17 protein-coding genes and 1 tRNA gene are annotated in these 17157 nt (G+C 66.8%); 3 read left to right on the plus strand and 15 right to left on the minus strand.

The window, feature by feature from the left end; all coding sequences use genetic code 11:
• Window positions 1-85: 85 nt before the first annotated feature.
• The 6 genes from cysN to ETC07_RS08640 all read right to left on the minus strand — a co-directional run bounded on the left by cysN (window position 86) and on the right by ETC07_RS08640 (window position 5266).
• On the minus strand, window positions 86-1528 hold the full coding sequence (cysN, locus tag ETC07_RS08615) for a sulfate adenylyltransferase subunit CysN (RefSeq protein ID WP_136248107.1): 1443 nt from the start codon (window positions 1526-1528) through the stop codon (window positions 86-88).
• On the minus strand, window positions 1529-2506 hold the full coding sequence (cysD, locus tag ETC07_RS08620; RefSeq protein ID WP_240724598.1) for a sulfate adenylyltransferase subunit CysD: 978 nt from the start codon (window positions 2504-2506) through the stop codon (window positions 1529-1531).
• A gap of 121 nt (window positions 2507-2627) precedes the next feature.
• Window positions 2628-3365: a metallophosphoesterase gene (locus tag ETC07_RS08625; RefSeq protein WP_136248108.1), complete on the minus strand. Its 738-nt coding sequence runs from the start codon at window positions 3363-3365 to the stop codon at window positions 2628-2630.
• Window positions 3366-3429: 64 nt separating this feature from the next.
• Window positions 3430-3876 carry a DUF1249 domain-containing protein gene (locus ETC07_RS08630; protein ID WP_136248109.1) on the minus strand — a complete coding sequence of 149 codons (447 nt, stop codon included), beginning with the start codon at window positions 3874-3876 and terminating at the stop codon, window positions 3430-3432.
• Window position 3877: 1 nt separating this feature from the next.
• Window positions 3878-4525 (minus strand): NUDIX domain-containing protein, encoded by a 648-nt coding sequence (locus tag ETC07_RS08635; RefSeq protein WP_240724599.1) that lies wholly within the window; start codon window positions 4523-4525, stop codon window positions 3878-3880.
• 96 nt (window positions 4526-4621) lie between these two features.
• The gene (locus ETC07_RS08640; protein WP_136248111.1) at window positions 4622-5266 is read right to left on the minus strand and encodes a hypothetical protein; all 645 of its coding nucleotides are present in this window, start codon (window positions 5264-5266) and stop codon (window positions 4622-4624) included.
• Window positions 5267-5411: 145 nt separating this feature from the next.
• Here ETC07_RS08640 and greB point away from each other — a divergent pair, with 145 nt between their 5' ends.
• Window positions 5412-5951: a transcription elongation factor GreB gene (gene greB, locus ETC07_RS08645; RefSeq protein ID WP_136248112.1), complete on the plus strand. Its 540-nt coding sequence runs from the start codon at window positions 5412-5414 to the stop codon at window positions 5949-5951.
• Here greB and ETC07_RS08650 read toward each other — a convergent pair whose 3' ends face one another.
• The gene (locus ETC07_RS08650; protein WP_136248113.1) at window positions 5952-6953 is read right to left on the minus strand and encodes a methyltransferase; all 1002 of its coding nucleotides are present in this window, start codon (window positions 6951-6953) and stop codon (window positions 5952-5954) included. It abuts the gene before it with no gap.
• Window positions 6950-7750, minus strand: a complete 801-nt coding sequence (locus ETC07_RS08655) for a methyltransferase domain-containing protein (RefSeq protein WP_136248114.1) — start codon at window positions 7748-7750, stop codon at window positions 6950-6952. The genes ETC07_RS08650 and ETC07_RS08655 overlap by 4 nt, the downstream gene beginning before the upstream one ends.
• A 111-nt stretch (window positions 7751-7861) precedes the next feature.
• On the opposite strand from ETC07_RS08655, the gene ETC07_RS08660 reads away from it, so the two are divergent.
• Window positions 7862-7938 (plus strand) — tRNA-Arg (locus ETC07_RS08660).
• Window positions 7939-8031: 93 nt separating this feature from the next.
• Here the strand turns inward: ETC07_RS08660 and ETC07_RS08665 are convergent.
• Window positions 8032-9159, minus strand: coding sequence for an alkene reductase (locus ETC07_RS08665; RefSeq protein ID WP_136248115.1), 1128 nt, complete (start codon window positions 9157-9159; stop codon window positions 8032-8034).
• 148 nt (window positions 9160-9307) lie between these two features.
• Entirely contained in the window at window positions 9308-11293 is a 1986-nt protein-coding gene (locus ETC07_RS08670; protein WP_306462089.1) for a sensor domain-containing diguanylate cyclase, read from the minus strand.
• A 336-nt stretch (window positions 11294-11629) separates the two neighbouring features.
• On the opposite strand from ETC07_RS08670, the gene ETC07_RS08675 reads away from it, so the two are divergent.
• Window positions 11630-11851 (plus strand): hypothetical protein, encoded by a 222-nt coding sequence (locus ETC07_RS08675; RefSeq protein WP_136248116.1) that lies wholly within the window; start codon window positions 11630-11632, stop codon window positions 11849-11851.
• A 51-nt stretch (window positions 11852-11902) separates the two neighbouring features.
• Here ETC07_RS08675 and ETC07_RS08680 read toward each other — a convergent pair whose 3' ends face one another.
• From ETC07_RS08680 to ETC07_RS08700, 5 genes are all read right to left on the minus strand, one after another.
• Window positions 11903-12982: a hypothetical protein gene (locus tag ETC07_RS08680; RefSeq protein WP_136248117.1), complete on the minus strand. Its 1080-nt coding sequence runs from the start codon at window positions 12980-12982 to the stop codon at window positions 11903-11905.
• Window positions 12983-13085: 103 nt separating this feature from the next.
• Entirely contained in the window at window positions 13086-14138 is a 1053-nt protein-coding gene (locus ETC07_RS08685; RefSeq protein WP_136248118.1) for a porin, read from the minus strand.
• 472 nt (window positions 14139-14610) lie between these two features.
• A complete protein-coding gene (locus tag ETC07_RS15910; protein WP_240724600.1) occupies window positions 14611-15642 on the minus strand; it encodes a ProQ/FINO family protein in 1032 nt (343 codons plus the stop codon).
• An 88-nt stretch (window positions 15643-15730) separates the two neighbouring features.
• Window positions 15731-16270 (minus strand): dihydrofolate reductase, encoded by a 540-nt coding sequence (locus tag ETC07_RS08695; protein WP_136248119.1) that lies wholly within the window; start codon window positions 16268-16270, stop codon window positions 15731-15733.
• Window positions 16267-17094: a thymidylate synthase gene (locus ETC07_RS08700; protein WP_136248120.1), complete on the minus strand. Its 828-nt coding sequence runs from the start codon at window positions 17092-17094 to the stop codon at window positions 16267-16269. The genes ETC07_RS08695 and ETC07_RS08700 overlap by 4 nt, the downstream gene beginning before the upstream one ends.
• Window positions 17095-17157: the final 63 nt, after the last annotated feature.

Raw genomic sequence — 17157 nt, forward strand, 5'->3', positions numbered from 1 at the left:
CGGATAGCCCGGCGCGGGCCGCCACGAGACGCCCTGCCCTCAGGCACCACGGGCCTCACCGGAGCCGTGGCGCCGGCTCGAACGCCTACTCGAGCAGGTCGCGAACGTCCCGGGCCTGCCAGTGCGGGAAGTACTTGCGCACCAAGGCGTTGAGCTCGACCTCGAACCCGGCCCAGTCGACCTCGCCCGCCGCCACCTCGGCACCGGCCTCGGCGGCGCCACGGATCATCCCCGCGCCCACGGTGATGTTGGACAGCCGATCGATGACGATGAAGCTGCCGGTGCCCGGGCTGCGGTCGTAGGCATCGAGCGGCACCTCGCCGTTCAGCGCCACCCGGCAGCGGGCGATGGCATTGAGCTCGAGCCGCTCGGCGGCGTGCCGCGCCAGGGTGTTGACGTCCACCTGGTGGTGGATGGTCTCGACATGGCCGGCCACCGAGCGCCCGGCGAGGCGAATATCAACCTCGCGCCCCGGCTCGAGGGCCTGCTCGCTCATCCACACGATGTCGGCGTCGAAGGCCGCGGCCTCGGTCACCTCGGCATCGGCGGCGACGATCCAGTCGCCGCGCGAGACGTCGATCTCATCGGCGAGCGTCACGGTGATCGCCTGGCCCGGCCAGGCATCCTCCAGGTCGCCATCGAAGGTCACGATGCGCTCGACCGTCGAGACCTTGCCGGAAGGCAGCACCTTGATCGCCTGACCGGGGCGCAGCACGCCCGCCTCGAGGGTGCCGGCATAGCCACGGAAGTCCAGGTTCGGCCGGTTGACGTACTGCACCGGCAGGCGCAGGTCGGTGAGGTTGTGGTCGTGGCGCACCTCGACGCTCTCGAGCAGCTCGAGCAGCGCCGGGCCGGGTTTTCCATCGACACGATACCAGCTCATCGCCTCGCTCGGGTTGACGACGTTGTCGCCCTTGAGCGCCGAGAGCGGCACGAAACGGATGTCCTCGGCACCCAGCTGTTCGGCGAAGGCACGGTATTCGGCGACGATCTCATCGAAGCGCGCCTGGCTGTAGCCCACCAGGTCCATCTTGTTGACCGCGATCACCAGGTGGCGAATGCCCACCAGGTCGGCGATGAAGCTATGCCGCCGGGTCTGGGTCTGCACGCCGTAGCGGGCATCGATCAGGATCACCGCCAGGCCCGCGGTGGAGGCCCCGGTGGCCATGTTGCGGGTGTACTGCTCGTGGCCCGGGGTGTCGGCGATGATGAACTTGCGACGGTCGGTGGAGAAGAAGCGATAGGCCACGTCGATGGTGATGCCCTGCTCTCGTTCGGACTGCAGGCCGTCGACCAGCAGCGCCAGGTCGACCTCCTCGCCGGTGGTACCGCTCTTCTTCGAGGCCTGGGTGATGGCCGCCAGCTGGTCGTCGAAGATCATCTTGGAGTCGTGCAGCAGCCGCCCGATCAGCGTCGACTTGCCGTCATCGACGCTGCCGCAGGTGATGAAGCGCAGCAGGTCCTTGGTCTCGTGCTCGTGCAGGTACTGCTCGATGTTGTCGGCGATCAGTGTCGATTGGTGTGACATTTAGAAATACCCCTCGCGCTTCTTCTTCTCCATGGAGCCGGCCTGGTCATGATCGATGGCGCGGCCGCTACGCTCGCTGGTACGCGTCAGCAGCATCTCCTGGATGATCTCGGGCAGCGTGGTGGCTCGGGACTCCACCGCGCCGGTCAGCGGATAGCAGCCGAGGGTCCGGAAGCGCACCCACTTCTCCTCCGGCACCTCGCCCTCCTCCAGCGGCAGGCGCTCATCGTCGACCATGATCTGCATGCCGTCGCGCTCGACCACCGGGCGCGGGGCGGAGAAATACAGCGGCACGATGGGGATCGACTCGAGGTAGATGTACTGCCAGATATCCAGCTCGGTCCAGTTGGAGAGCGGGAAGGCGCGGATCGACTCGCCCTTGTTGACTCGGGCGTTGTAGAGGTTCCAGAGCTCCGGGCGCTGGTTCTTGGGGTCCCAGCGATGGTGCTTGTCACGGAACGAGAACACGCGCTCCTTGGCGCGGGTGGCTTCCTCGTCGCGGCGCGCGCCGCCGAAGGCGGCATCGAAGCCGTACTTGTCCAGCGCCTGCTTGAGCGACTGGGTCTTCATCACGTCGGTGTAGCCGCTGGAGCCATGGTCGAAGGGGTTGATGCCGGCGGCACGCCCTTCCTCGTTGATGTGCTCGATCAGCTCCATGCCGGAGTCCGCGGCCATGCGATCGCGAAAGGCGATCATCTCGCGGAACTTCCAGGTGGTGTTGACGTGCATCAGCGGGAACGGCGGCGGGCCGGGATAGAAGGCCTTGCGCGCCAGGTGCAGCATCACCGAGGAATCCTTGCCGATGGAGTAGAGCATCACCGGGTTGGCGAACTCGGCCGCCACCTCGCGAATGATGTGGATGGATTCGGCTTCCAGCTGCTGCAGATGCGTCAGCCGCCGTGGTGTCAGGCCGGCAGTAGCGCGCTGGCCCTCGGCCGTGTCGGCACTCTCGCGTGTCGGTGCATGGAGACTGTTCATGGCCCGGCTACCTCGCATGACGTGGGCGGGAAAGGATCATGCGCCGAGCGTACCGCCTCCTCGGAAATAACGTAAAAGAATTAATATCTATCTTTTTATATTAATTGGCGCTATTTCGACTTCACGCCTGTTCGACGCGCTCCACCCAGGTGGCGAGCCCCTCGCGCCCCAGGTCGATGACCCGAAAGCCGGGGCCCGCGGCCTCGTCCACGGCGAAGTCCGCGGAACCGGGCAGGAACTGGTCGCTGGTCGAGGGGCAACCGTAGACGGGGATGCGCCCGCTCGACACGGGGCCATGCCCGGCGAAGGCCTGATGCACATGTCCACAGAACACCGCCTCGATGTGCGCATGACCGGCAAGGCTCTCCCAGAAGGCCGCGGCGTCTGTCAGGCCCAGCGCATCCATCCAGGCGGAGCCCACCGCCACCGGTGGATGATGCATGGCCAAGAGCGTCGGCCGCCCATCCTCGGCGAGCCGGGCACGCAACGCCGCCAGGCGCGTCTCGCCGAGGGTGCCGGCCGCCTGGCCGATGCACTGGGTGTCGAGCAGCAGCAGACGGCGCCCGCCCAGATCGAGGGTGTCATGCAGGGGACGACGATCGGCCATCAGGCCCGGCTCGTCGTGATTGCCGGGCAGCCAGCACCAGGCACACGCAAGCGGCGCGAGCAGCCGCTCGGCCTCGGCATAGGAGGCCGCGGTGCGGTCCTCGCTGATGTCGCCGGTCACCACCACCCGGTCGGGGCTCAGCCTGGCGGCGGCCTCCACCACGCGTTCCAGCTGGCGGTGTGGCACGCCATGACGCGAGCGCGCCTCGGGGTCGGCATGCAGGTGGCAGTCGGTGATCTGGATCAATCGCATCGGGCCGGGGTCCTTGGGGGCGGCCCTGGGCGAGGCCGTCGACGGTCGGAAGGGACGGTGGGCGTCAGGGCAGTTCCGGCAGGTCCATGGAATGGCCGTGGGCCAGGCCATGGTCGAGCCATTCGCCGAGGAAGCGGTTGAGCTGCAGCTTCTCGTCCGGCTGGTGCATGCGCGCGTTGGGGTAGCGATAACGGCCGTCGAAATGCCGCTGGCGCTGGAAGTCGTTGACCTCGGCCATGCGCACGTCGTGATAGAGATGCACGCGCATCCGCGGCGCCTCGAGCACACCATCGAGCAGGCCACGCTGAGAGACCCTCACGATGCTGGTATAGGGGGCTCGCTCCAGCAGCTCCAGGCACAATGCGCCGACCCGGCGCCCATGGCTGACCAGCTCCACCTCGCGGGTCTCGTCGACCGCCATGTCACCCAACAGGCGACTCAGCCGCACATAGTTGGCGGTGCACTCGCCCTGCAGGGTCTTCAGGTCCGTCACATAGGCGTTTCTCGACACGCTATCTCCTCGCTCGCAATGAGGCCCGTTCCGCCGCCAGCCAGTGGAAGGCGATCAGGCACATGGCATTGTCGAGTCTTCCGGCCTGCATGAGCTCCCGAGCCTGGGCGAAGGAAAGCACATGCACCCGGATGTCCTCGTGCTCCGCGTCGAGGCCATGAATACCGCCCAGGCCTCGGCTATCGATCAGCGCGCAGAACAGCGTGACGCGCTCATCGCAGGCCCCGGGGCTCGGGTAGTAGGTATGCAGCTCGAGCAGCTCGCCCACCGAGCAGCCGGCTTCCTCCTCGGCCTCGCGGCGGGCGACGTCGGCGCGGCTCTCGCCGCGTTCGGCAAGCCCGGCCACGATCTCGAGCTTCCAGGGCGAAGCCGGGTCATCCAGGGCGGCCGGGCGGAACTGCTCCACCAGCACCACGGCGTCTCGCTCCACATCGTAGAGCAGCACGCCCACGGCGTCATGTCGACGATGCACCTCGCGCACCAGCGGGGCGCTCCAGCCGCCCTCGAAGAGGCGATGGCGCAGATGCAGTTCCTCGAGCCGGAAGAAGCCCTGGTGCAGGCAGCGTCGTTCGCTCAGCGCCACGTCGCCGGCGTCGAAGGGCGCGGCCCGCCATGCCTCGGGCGCCTGGCGTGGGTCGTGTTCCGACATGCTCTCTCCGATGTTCGCGAAAGCTCCCATTATCGTGGCCCAGGCAGGGCCTGCCAAGCTCGCCGGCGGCCGTCCGCGTCGGTCTTGCGAGGCGGGCTAGTCGTTGTCGAGGCGCTCGATCATCGCCTGCGCCTGGTCACGCAGCGCCGCATCGGAGGCCTTGCGCCCCTCGCGCAGCGGTCCGTTCACGGCACGCCGGGCATGGGCCAGCGCCTCGGCCTCGCGCCCCTCGTCCTCGAGGAAGGCCGCGTAGTAGGCGTTGACGTCGATGCCTTCCGGGCGAATCGTCTGGGCGCGGCGGAACATCCGCTCGGCGGTCTCCTCATCGCCGAAGGCCACCGGCCACCCCGGGGCACGAGCGTAGAGCGCGCCCAGGGTCACGTAGGCCGAGCCTTGGTATCCTCGAGGATCTTTCTCGAGGGCCGCCTCCAGCACCCGACGCGCCTCCTTGGCCGCCCCCAGGGCGTCCAGGCCGCCGCTCTCTCGAGCCAGTGAGGCCAGGACGATGCCCCGCCAGACGCGCGGCCCGACGGCCTCGGGATGAGCCTCGCTCAAGGCCTTCGCTTCCATGGCGAGGGCGTCCAGGGCCGTGGCGCGGCGCGCCTCCGGCATGGCCGTGGTGGTGTGCTCCCAGCGGCTGCGCAGCGAGAAGAGCTCGTCCTCCCAGGCCAGGGCGGTGACCCATGGCGCGAATGCGAGCCCCGTAGCGAAGGCGATGGCGAGCAGGCGGCGTACGAACATGGCGCTATCCTCATGCGGGTGGTAGTGCGGCGTCTCCCTGGAAAATGTAACGAACGTTTGAATTAATCGCCAGCTCGGCCACACGCTGTCCCGGCGTTTCACAATGGCGTATGTTTGCCCGAAATCCCGCAGGAGACCAACGCCGATGAAGGGCCGTAACATGACGCGCTGGCGCGATCCGGCCAAGGACCCGCGCCAGGAACCCAAGAGCAACCTGATCACCGTCGAAGGCGCCGACCGCCTGCGCGGTATCCTCGACCATCTATCGCGGGTCAAACGCCCTGCCCTCTCGACCAAGGTCGGCGAGGCCGCCGCCCTGGGCGATCGCAGCGAGAACGCCGACTACACCTACAACAAGAAGGAACTCAACCGGGTGATCGCCCGGATCCGCTACCTGACCAAGCGGCTCGACGAGCTCCAGGTGGTGGACCGGCTGCCCGAGGACACCGAGCGCGTGTTCTTCGGCGCCTTCGTGAGCCTGGAGGACGAGGACGGCGAGGAGCTGGCGCTACGCATCGTCGGCCACGACGAGACCGACACCACCAAGCGCTGGATCAGCGTCGATGCGCCGCTGGCCAAGGCGCTGCTCGGCAAGCATCTGGACGACGAGGTGAGCGTGGCCGCCCCCGGCGGCGAGACCACGTACCTCGTCACCGCGATCGCCTACCGCGACCCCCGGGCCTGATCAGCGCCGGGTGGCCTGATAGACCCGGAAGCGTCGATCGTCAGCGAGCACCTCGAAGCCACCGAAGGCGCGTTCCAGCAGATCGGGATAGGGCAGGAAGGCATTGGCCACCAGCACCAGCCGGCCGCCGGGGCGCAGGTGCTCGGGGGCCTGCGCGATCAGCCGGCCCGCGGGGCCATAGTCGATGGCACGATCCTGATGGAAGGGCGGGTTGCTGACGATGGCATCGAAGCGCCGCTCCTCGAGGCCCTCGAAGACGTCGCCGGTCAACACCTCGCCGGTGAGCCCGTTGGCGGCCAGGGTGCGCCGCGTGGCTTCCACCGCGAAACCGTTGACGTCGACGGCGGTCACCCCGTGACCGCGACGCGCCAGCCAGGCGGCGAGGATGCCATCGCCGCAGCCCAGGTCCAGCACCTCGCCCGAGGCCGGCAGGGCCTCGGGCAGCCGCTCGAGCAGCCGCCGCGACCCGTCGTCCAGCTTGCCGTGGCCGAACACCCCCGGATGGCTCGCCAGGGCCAGGCGCTCATTGCCGATGTCCGCCTCGAACGAGGTCCAGGCCGCGTCGGGGTCGAGGGCGACCCGATCGAGGCGCGAGGCGAACAGGCTGCAGCGCCGCGCGCTATCGACCTTGCGACATCCCAGGCCCAGTGCCGCCAGCACCTTGAGCACCCGCTTGATGCCGCCCTGATTCTCGCCCACCACCTGCAGCGGCGTGCCCGCCGGCAGCCGCGCGCACAGCCACAGCAGCCACCACTCGCCCAGGGCATGAGCCTTGGGCCAGAACAGCACGACCCCGGGCGGTGCCGGGACATCGTCGGCGAAGGGCGAGAGCGCCGGCCGGCCACGCGCCTGCCAGGCCGTCAGCAGCGCCTGGTCGGCGGCCATCAGGGTGCCCTCGCCGCCTTCCAACCAGGCATCCCGGGGCGGTGCCACCCACAGCCAGCCGCGATAGTCGGCGTCCTGGCGTTGCAGCAGCTGGCAGACGGGGGTCTCGGCATTCATCGCTCGGGCTCCTCGGGGCGAATCAGGGTATACAGCAGGTAGCGGCCCAGCCGCCAGTGGGGGTCGACGCGGCAGTACTGCCACTCCAGCGCCAGCAGGTCGCGACGCTCGGCCTCGCTGTGGGGTGGCTGATGCAGGTAGTCGTGGAAGACACGCAGCCCGGCCGTGGCCCGCACCTCGAGCCCGACCTCGCCGGCCCAGGCGACGATCTGGTCATGGGTGAGCGGCGAGATCGGCGTCAGCCGCTTGCCTCGCCCCTGGCCTTCCAGCTGGTCGGCCAACGCCTTGGTCAGGTTGCCCTTGGTCACGTTGGACAGGCGCAACGCATCGCGATTGAAGACCATCAGCGACAGCTGCCCACCGGGCGCCAGCAGCCCGGCCAGGGTGGCCAGCGCCGCGCGAGGATCGCCCAGCCATTCGAGCACCGCATGACAGGTGATCAGCGGCCAGGGGCCCGGCGCCTCGAGGGGTAGCGCCTGCAGCGGCGCATCGAGGCAGTGCACCCGGCGGCCTTCCAGGGCCTTTCGGGCGCGCTCGCGCATCTCGTCGGCGGGTTCACACAGTGTGACGACATGGCCGCGCTCGGCGAGCCAACCGGCCAGCTGGCCGAGGCCGCCGCCGACCTCGAGGGCCGGCTGGCCCTGCAGGGCCAGCATCTCGGGCAGCAGACGGTCGAGCAGCGCCAGGCGCAGCTCGCCGCGCAGGCCGCCATAGAGGCTCGCCGCGAACTTGTCGGCCAGACCATCGAAATGGCGATCGCCCGCCGGCGAGAGACAGGAAGGGGAAGGATCGGACATGCCAGCCGCCGATTGCATCGAAGGCCCCATTCTAACCGCTAACGCCGGCCCGAGGCAGGCCGACGACGACTTTATCTTGCCCGCTCAGGCGCTTATACTAGCGCCCGTTTCGCCCTCTTAGCTCAGTTGGATAGAGCGGCCGCCTCCTAAGCGGCAGGTCGCAGGTTCAAATCCTGCAGGGGGCGCCACGCCCTCCCCTATATCTCCCGAGTTTCTCGTCCCCTGCGTGGCCGAAGCCTGGCCGACGCCGGCGCCTCGACGCCGACGGCCGGGAAGACGACTCAGCCTTCGCCACCCCGACGGTCATAGCCGTTGTCGAGGAAGGGGTAATCGGTGTAGCCCTCGACCCCGCCACCATAGAAGGTCTCGGGGTTCGGCGCGTTCCAGGCCGCCCCGGTACGAATGCGCTCGACCAGGTCGGGGTTGGCGATATACGGCCGGCCGATGGCCACCGCATCGGCGATGCCCGCCTCGATCAGGCGCTCGGCGCGCGCGGCGTCATAGTGGCCACAGAAGATCAGGCTGCCGGAGAAACGCTCGCGCATGCTGCGGCGGAAGTCGTCGCTGAACTGGATCTCGCCGCCGGCCCAGTCGGGCTCGTTCAGGTGCAGATAGGCGATGCCACGCGCGGACAGCTGCTCGGCCAGATAATGCGCCATGGCTTCCGATTCATCGTCGGTGAGGCCGAACAATTCGATGAAGGGCGTCAAGCGTACGCCGACACGCTGCGGCCCGACCTCCTCGGCGACGGCGTCGATGACCTCCAGTGGGAAGCGCGCCCGGTTCTCGAGCGAGCCGCCATAGCGGTCGGTACGCCGGTTGCTGCCGGTGGCCAGGAACTGGTTGAGCAGATAGGCGTTGGCCGCGTGTACCTCGAGCATATCGAAGCCGGCCCGGTCGGCACGCCGTGCCGCCTGGCGATAGTCCTCGACGATGCCCGGCAGCTCGTCGGTCGCCAGCGCGCGGGGCGTGCTGGTGAGATGACGCCCGGCGCTGCCGTCCGGGAATTCGACGAAGCACTGTGCGCCCTCGCCACGCAGGGCGCTGGGTGCCACCGGGGCCTGGCCGTCTGGCTGCACCCATTCGTGGGACACGCGGCCGACGTGCCAGAGCTGCAGCGCGATGCGCCCGCCCTTGGCGTGCACCGCCTGGACGACGCCCTTCCAGCCCTGCTCCTGCTCATCGCTCCAGATGCCCGGTGTATAGACATAGCCACGCGCCGTGGGCGAGATGTTGGTCGCCTCGCTGATGATCATTCCGGCGCCGGCCCGCTGGCCATAGTAGGCCTGCTGCGCCTCGCCGGGCACGCTGTCCGGCGTACGAGCGCGGGTCAGCGGCGCCATGAGGATACGGTTGGGCAGCGTCAGTTCGCCGAAGCGCAGCGGGGCCAACAGGGTATTGGCGGACATGTCACGTCTCCTTGCACAGAATCGGGTGGAATCCTCTCGCCGATCTCAACGATGAAGACCAGCGCGGTCTGAGCAAGGATATGGTGACGAATCACCGGGCGGACAACCCCTTCGCTGTCTATTGTTTAGCCAAGCAACAAGATCCGCGTCAGCCGTCGGCGGTCGCCGCGCAGCGCACGGCGCGGTTACGGCCTTCTCGCTTGGCACGATAGGCGGCATCATCGGCGCGCCCGATGATCGTGTCGATACGCTCATCTTGCGGCTGGAAGCTGGTCACCCCGAGGCTCAGCGTGACCCTGAACGCGCGCCCCCGATGAGTGACCTCGATGCTTCCGACCCCGCGAATCAGCGCCTGGGCGGCCTTGTCGGCCTGCTCGACGCTACAACCCGGCAGCAGCACCGCGAACTCGTCGCCGCCCTGGCGAGCCACATGGTCGCTGCGGCGCACCTCCCCGGCCACCGCCCGGGCGATGCGACACAGCATGGCGTCACCCAGCGCATGACCGCCCTCGTCATTGAGCGGCTTGAAATGATCCAGGTCAAAGAGGATCAATGACGAAGGCGTGCCAGTCTTGCGCCAATCGGCCAAGGCCTCATCGAGACGCCGCTCGAAACCACGCCGATTGAGCAGGCCGGTCAGCGGATCGTGCTCCGCCTCCCACTGACGCAGGGCTTCCTCCTCGCGTCGTTGGGTGATGTCCTTGACCGTGCCCACGAAGCCGATGATGCGCTCGCCGATCGCCACCCGGCGGGCATGCACCTCGAGCCAGAGTTGCTCGCCATGGCGGTGGCCATAGCGATATTGCCGCTGGAAATCCTGCCCGCTCTGCATGCTGAAGTGCCACAGGTCGCGCGCCGACTGGCGGTCGTCCGGGTGGATATGACGCATCCACTCCCCTTCACAGGTCTCCGACTCGTCGAAACCGACCAGCTCGACCAGCGCCGGGGTCATGTAGGTGATATTGCCTCGCGTATCGGTCACGAACATGCCGGCGGGGGAGCTGGCGAGCACCGCATCCAGGAACGCCTGGCGGTCCTCGAGGCGGGCCAGGGCGTGGCTCCGCTCCACCTCGACCCGGTTGAAGGTCTCGGCCACCTGCTGCAGTTCATGCATTCGGGTATTCAGCGTGACCTGGCCGCGCCTGCCCTGTCCGACCTCCTCGATCTGGGACTCCAGACGCAACAACGGGCGCAACGCCAGCCACAGCAGCCACCCGGTCACCGGCAGCATCAACCCCGCGAGCGGCAGGATCCACCAGCCGAGGCGCCACCACCATCCCTCGAGCGGCGCCATGACCTGGTGTCTCGGCAGAGTGACGCCGACCACCCAGTTCGCCGGCCAGATCTGCCGATAGGCGAGGTACGCCGATGTCCCGTTCGCCAGCACTTCCTCGGCCTCGCCCTCCCAACCGAGCAGGGCCAGGTCGCGCCAAGGCCCGGCCTGGCTATCGGGCACCGACTCGAGCACCCTGTCGCGCCGTGGATGGTACAGGAAGGTCCCGGAAGCGCTCATGACCGTGGCATAGCCTTCCCGCCCCAGCCGCAGGCGATCCAGGCGCCGGAACAGGCCATCCCCATTGAGCCTCACGACACCGCCCATCAGCCCTGCGAAGCGCCCGTCATCGTCCCGCCTTGGCACCACGAACAGCACCACCGGAACCCCCCGCGGCAGGGACAGGATCGGTTCGCTGACATGGGGGCGCCGGAAGGCACGGACCTGCCGGAAGTAATCGCGAAACGCCAGGTCGACCCCATGCAGGCGAACATTGTCCGGCCAGGTCGCCGTCAGGCGCCCCGTCGAATCGGTGACGATGAGTTGATCGAACCACTCGAGCAGGCCGTCGCTATGCTGCAACGCCTCCGAACTCGCGATCGTCTCCGACTCCAGGCGTGTCGACAGCCGCGTGAGGGCATCGAGGCGAGAATCTACCTGTTCGGTCAGGTCATTGGCGATCAACCGCGCCTCATAGCGCAGGTGGGTATGGTTCGACGCATCGAGCAGGGTGTCGCCGGTCCGCCAACCGAAGACCAGCAGCAAGGCCATGCCCACGACCCAGGTCGCGATCATGCCCAGCATCAAGCGGCCCTTGAGAGATAGGGCGAGACGCTTGCAGGTCGACCATCGAAACAACACGCCACCACCTCCTTGTGACAGGGCCAGAGCAATGTATCAGGTAAGCCTTATCAATATAGCCGGCATCACAGTCGAAGCGAATAGCGGCGTTGTCATACGGAGCCGACCGACCGTCGGGCCCGCGGCATCATGCCTGACGCCGAATGGTCGGCGAATGCGCACCACTCACCGACTCTCGGGCCAAAATGTCGCCCGGGAGCGGCGAGCCATCGACATCTCTGCTATACCTTATATGTACCTCTGCTAATCCAGCTGTAAGGAAAGCGGTAGCGCAGGTACGAAGCTACGCCAATCCTGGCAAAGGACACGTTCACCCACACGATCATGAGGTACCCCATGACCATCAAGCAGACACTGCTCGCCAGCACCATGGCCACGTTAATGCTGGGCGGAACCGCCTTCGCCATGGAATCCGAGGTGCTCGAGGAGAAGATGGCCGAGATCAATCAGAAGGCCGAAGAAGGCGCCGCCGAGGATCGCGTCGCCGCCCTGGAGCAGCAGGTGGAAGACCTGCAGGAACTGATCCACATGATGATGGAAGAAGACCAGGCCAACTGATTTCCCCTCCTTCCTGGGGCGCCTCCGGGCGCCCCTTCATGCGCCCGGCGCTCAGCGCTTCTCCACCCGCAACTCATAGTTGTTGACGCCCTCACGGGCGGTGCCGAACTTCTGGCCCTGCACGCGGACCCTGTAGCGGCCCGGCGCCAGCTCGGTGGTCATCTCGACGTCACCATCGAACCCCTGCCCGGCGCCTTCGGCGACCACCCGGCCCGATTCGTCCAGCACCTCGAGCTCGATGCGGTAGGTATCCTCGTAGCCCGTCGGATACGTGGAGGTGGCGATGTCGATCTTACCCGGCTCGGCCACGTTAAAGGTCAGCACCTCGCCACGGGCACGAATCTTGACGTCGGTCACGATGGTTTCGAAACCGGACCGTGCTTGCGGCTCCGCCTGCTCGGCTGCCTGGGCCGTCGAGGCGTCATGGCTCGCGGCGCTATCCACGGCCTCCCTCGATGCTCCGGCCGCCGCGCCAGTCGAGGCCCCCACCGCTGCACCGGCCGCTGCACCTGTCGTCTCACCGGTCGATGCCGTCTGAGTCGCGGAGGCCCCACCACCCAGCGTCGCCACGGCATTGTCGCCGCGCACGAACACCGAGTCGCCACCCTGGCGATTCTCGCCGGTGAAGAAGATGCCCTCGCCGTCGCTGACGCCCTCCTCAATGACGCGCCCCTGGTCGTCCAGGCCAGCCACGTGCACGGAGTAGCCGTCGCCGGCCCGCCCACGGGTGCCGAAGCGCTGCGCTTCCACACGCAACACGTAGTCGCCAGGCGCCAGCCGCTGGCGCATTGCCAGCCCGCCATTCTGGCCCATCGCCTCGCTGCGGGCGATCACCTGGCCCTGGGCATCCTCGAGTACCGCGGCGATGCGGTAGTCATCGGGATAGCCGGCACTCACCTCGCTGGAGAAGCGGTAGTCGCCCGCCTCACTCACGCTGAAGGCATGTTCGTTGACACCACCGAACAGGAAGCTGCGGCTATGGGCATCGGTCTCGGCGTTGAAGAAACCGGTGAGATCCATCCCCTTGCCTTCCTCGCGGAAGCGCTCCTCCATCTCGCTGGCCAGCGCCGGCGCGGCGCTGAGCGTCACCCCCAGCGCCAGCAGGCTCGCGGTCATGATCGGCCGTTTCATAACACCTCGCTTACTCGTTCGTCGCTTTGCAATGAAAAAAGCCGACCCCTGGGGATCGGCTTTCGATGTTCAACCCATAAGCAGGATACCCCTGCCGCCTGGATCAGAACAGGTAGGTGACACCCACGCCCATGCCGTCACCTTCATCTTCGTCTTGGTCACGCCAGGCTGCCTCGACCCAGGTATACATGGCGTCGGAGATGTTATAAGTAGCACCGAGGATGACTTCATTACGGTTATCGTCGTCGTTATCGTCGTCATTCGGTTGGTTGTTGGCATTCACTTCGGTGATACCTTCACCGCCTTCGTCGACATACTGGTAGGCGGCGTAGACATCGCCCATGCCGTAACCGTAGCGAGCACCAACGCCATAATAATCAGTATCTTCGATGTCATCACGATCAGACTCGAAGCGCTCGTACTTAACGGCCATGCGCAGGGCATTGATGGTGTACTGAGCGGTCACACCATAGCGATCACCGAATTCTTCGCCGTTATCGAAACCTTCCTGAGTCACTTCGTAATTATCGAGGTTGTCGTAGACACCCGCGATGGAGAAGCCACCGATAACGTACTTGGCACCACCGAAGAAGGAGGCATTACCGGAGTCCGTAACGTTCTCGCCTTCTGCGCTACCCTTGTACTGGGTACCCACGGCAAACTGCAAACCGCTGTATACTGGCGAGGTGTAGGTCACCTTATCGGTCTCTTCAGCACCGTTAATGTAGGTGTCGGAAAGATCGAAGTATTCGTTGTTAGTAACCGGATCCTGGATCCAGTCATCCATCAAGGAGTCGTAGGAACCGAGGCGCACATCACCGAAGTTGCCCTTCAGGCCGACATAGGCGGTGTCGCCAGAGTCTTCGGAATCATTGGCGGTTTTCATCTCATCCGCCTGGATGTCGTCGAACTCGAGCTTCAGGTAGCCGGTCAGACCGTCGTAGATGACGTGCTCGGCGGCGAAGCCGAAGGTGGTGCCGTTGTCACCAATCTGGTCGTCGCTATCGCCGTTTTCGTCCTTGATATTGGTGTAGGCAATCTGGATGTTGCCGTAGATGTCAAGCTTGGTGCCGTCCTGGTTGTAGACGGTGGCGGCCTGGGCGCCGGAGGCGGCCATGGCACCGGCGATGGCAGTCGCTAACAGTGTCTTTTTCATTGCGATAATCCTTTTGACTAGCTTGCTGTTTCGATCGATGGCCGCGCGCTCTTTTCGAGTCTTTGCGGCGGGTTTGCCGGTCTTGGTGCCGGTTCTCGTTGTTGCCCGGCCCCTCTACGGGGAGTGGCAGCAGCGAGCCTGACCACGGCGAAACCTTGTTATAGTCCAATGCTCGCAGAAGGAACTCTATACCGGGATTTACGAGAGCGCAACAAGAAAAAAACACTGTTTTCCTTCATCACATCCCCCGCTTGCCGCAGCGTCCATCCACGATCGCGACACAGGCACCTATCAGCGCGCCTCTGCACGGCTACCCGTATCGGACCGGCGATGCGAGGCACCACGCCTCGCATCGCCGGGGCCTGACACGACGTTCAGTCGCGATGAGCGGAGTTATCATGCCCCGGGGATATGACGCTTTCAAGTCAGACGAAGGGGGCATAGCGCCTCACCGTCAACGCTCCGGGGCCGTTCAGCGATCGTTATGGCGGGCCTTCAGCTCGTCGAGCTTGCGATGCAGGCGGTCATCGGCGGGCTCATCCGGCTGCGACGGGGCCGACGAGACAGGCTCGGCGGCCTCGGCACTGCCCTGCGGCGGGGCTCGCCGCTCGCCACGCGGCCGAGGCGAGGAACGCGGCTTGGTGGGCTTGCCCTTGCGCCGCCGTTCGGCCTGCAGGCGCTCCAGCTTATGCCGGGCATGCTCGGCGGCGCCGTGATCCACGCCCCCGGCGGGGGCGCCGTTCAGGTCGATGCGCTCGGCGCCCTCGCGCACGGCCTTGAGATAGCGCGGCAGGTTCACGTAGCAGGCCAAGGCGCGGCGCACCAGCTTCTCGGGCCAGGGCTCGAGGGCGCTCAGGTCTTCGTGGATACCGACCTTGAGCGGCCGGGTATGCCCCTTGAAGAACGCATCACCATAGCGCCGATACCACTGCGACAGCAGCGCCTGAGGAGACGGCGCCTCCGCGGCGGGGGCATCGCCAGGCGCCGGCCGATCATCCCCGGCGGCAGGCGTGGCGCTCTCGAGGGCGGGCGACGCCTCGGCGGCCGACGTGACGCTCTCAGGAGCGGCCGGCGCCGCGGCGCGATGGTGGCCCATCAAGGCGGAAAGCCCTCGGGCCTGGCGCGGCGGCGGCTCGTCCGCGGGTGGGCTCCTGTCATCGAGCCGCGCCTTGAGGCGCTGAGTGTACGCCTCGAGCTCGCGGTTCTGTTCGTCGAGCTCGCGGTTCTCCTCGGCCAGCTCCCGCTTCGCCTCCACCGACTCGGCCAGCGTCGCATCGAGCGCCGCGAGGCGGCCTTCCAGCTCATCGCGCTCCGCCAGAGCCGCCTCGGCCCGGGCCTGCAGTTCGGCGTTACGGGCCTCCAGGGCCTGACGTCCTTGTTCCAACTCGCCCAGGCGGGTCTGCAGGGCGTGATGCTGCACCCGAGCTTCGGTGCGGGCCTCGAGCAGGGCATCGAGGCGCGATTCCAGGGCCGTCATGAGACGACGGGGGCGTTCATCGATCAACTCCGGATCCTCCATGCATGCCCGGGGAGAAGACAACATCCTTCGCGCGACTGGCCGGCAGGCCCGCGGCGCCAGTCGTCAGTCTGTGTCACTCCGGAGCGTCTGGCAAACCCCGGCGACGGTATTCCACGAAGTCATAGGCCGGCTGCCCCTCGGTGGGCTCGCCCGGCACGCGCTGGCACTCCTGCCAATCGACGGCGTCAAGGTCGGGGAAGCGAGCATCGCCCTCCAGTTCGACGGCCACCTCGGTGAGATACAGCCGGCTCGCCTTCGCCAGTGCCTGGGCATAGATCTCGCCGCCGCCCATCACCATGATCTCGTCGACGCCATCGATGGTGGCCTGCTGGTCGGCCAGCGTCAGCGCCGCGTCCAGGTCATGGCAGACGCGCACGCCTTCGGCCTGAAAGCCGGCATCCCGCGTCACCACGATATTGAGCCGCCCGGGCAACGCCCGGCCGATGGACTGGAAGGTCTTGCGTCCCATGATCAACGGCTTGGCCTGGGTCATGCGCTTGAAGAACTTGAGGTCTTCCGGCAGGTACCAGGGCAGCTGGTTGTCCACGCCGATGACATGGTTCGTGGACAAGGCGGCGATCATCGCCACCGGGATCAGCGTGTCGTCGTTCATACGGCCACCTTCGCCTTGATATGAGGATGCGGCTCGTAATCCGCGATGGCGATATGCTCGAAGCGAAAGTCGAACAGACCCGTGACATCGGGGTCGAGCTCCAGGCGCGGCGCCGGCCGCGGGGTCCGCGACAGCTGCTCCCGGGCCTGCTCCAGGTGATTCAGATAGAGGTGGGCATCGCCCAGGGTATGAATGAAGTCGCCGGGCTCGAGGCCGGCCACCTGGGCGATCATCCGCGTCAGCAACGCGTAGCTGGCGATGTTGAAGGGCACCCCGAGGAAGATGTCGGCGCTGCGCTGGTAGAGCTGGCAGGAAAGCTTGCCATCGGCCACATAGAACTGGAACAGGCAGTGGCACGGTGGCAGCGCCATCTCGTCGACCAGCGCCGGGTTCCAGGCCGAGACGATCAGCCGTCGCGAGCGCGGGTTGTGGCGGATCTGCTCCAGCAAGCCCGCGAGCTGGTCGACGTGGCCGCCTCGCGGGTCCGGCCAGCTGCGCCACTGATAGCCGTAGACCGGCCCCAGCTCGCCGTTCTCGTCGGCCCATTCGTCCCAGATGCGCACCCCGTTGGCCTTGAGATAGGCGATATTGGTGTCGCCGGCCAAGAACCACAGTAGCTCGTGGATGATCGAGCGCAGGTGCAGCTTCTTGGTGGTGACCAGCGGGAAACCGCGCGACAGGTCGAAGCGCATCTGATGACCGAACAACGAGCGTGTACCGACGCCGGTGCGGTCGTCACGCTCCACGCCGTGATCGAGCACGGCGCGCATCAGGTCCAGGTAAGGCTGTTCGAGGGCGGGAGGAGCGTTGGCAGTCACGGGCATGGTCGGCGGCTGAGAAGTGGGCCTTGCATTCTACATGCCCGGACCCTGGCCGCCCATCCCGGC

The organism is Halomonas borealis, assembly GCF_004798905.1.
In the GTDB taxonomy this organism is placed as follows: domain Bacteria; phylum Pseudomonadota; class Gammaproteobacteria; order Pseudomonadales; family Halomonadaceae; genus Halomonas; species Halomonas borealis.

Coding starts and splice junctions, on each gene's coding strand:
- cysN (WP_136248107.1), bottom strand. CDS start 1,528: ATGTCACACCAATCGACACTGATCGCCGACAACATCGAGCAGTACCTG.
- cysD (WP_240724598.1), bottom strand. CDS start 2,506: ATGAACAGTCTCCATGCACCGACACGCGAGAGTGCCGACACGGCCGAG.
- ETC07_RS08625 (WP_136248108.1), bottom strand. CDS start 3,365: ATGCGATTGATCCAGATCACCGACTGCCACCTGCATGCCGACCCCGAG.
- ETC07_RS08635 (WP_240724599.1), bottom strand. CDS start 4,525: ATGTCGGAACACGACCCACGCCAGGCGCCCGAGGCATGGCGGGCCGCG.
- ETC07_RS08640 (WP_136248111.1), bottom strand. CDS start 5,266: ATGTTCGTACGCCGCCTGCTCGCCATCGCCTTCGCTACGGGGCTCGCA.
- greB (WP_136248112.1), top strand. CDS start 5,412: ATGAAGGGCCGTAACATGACGCGCTGGCGCGATCCGGCCAAGGACCCG.
- ETC07_RS08650 (WP_136248113.1), bottom strand. CDS start 6,953: ATGAATGCCGAGACCCCCGTCTGCCAGCTGCTGCAACGCCAGGACGCC.
- ETC07_RS08655 (WP_136248114.1), bottom strand. CDS start 7,750: ATGTCCGATCCTTCCCCTTCCTGTCTCTCGCCGGCGGGCGATCGCCAT.
- ETC07_RS08665 (WP_136248115.1), bottom strand. CDS start 9,159: ATGTCCGCCAATACCCTGTTGGCCCCGCTGCGCTTCGGCGAACTGACG.
- ETC07_RS08675 (WP_136248116.1), top strand. CDS start 11,630: ATGACCATCAAGCAGACACTGCTCGCCAGCACCATGGCCACGTTAATG.
- ETC07_RS08680 (WP_136248117.1), bottom strand. CDS start 12,982: ATGAAACGGCCGATCATGACCGCGAGCCTGCTGGCGCTGGGGGTGACG.
- ETC07_RS08685 (WP_136248118.1), bottom strand. CDS start 14,138: ATGAAAAAGACACTGTTAGCGACTGCCATCGCCGGTGCCATGGCCGCC.
- ETC07_RS08695 (WP_136248119.1), bottom strand. CDS start 16,270: ATGAACGACGACACGCTGATCCCGGTGGCGATGATCGCCGCCTTGTCC.
- ETC07_RS08700 (WP_136248120.1), bottom strand. CDS start 17,094: ATGCCCGTGACTGCCAACGCTCCTCCCGCCCTCGAACAGCCTTACCTG.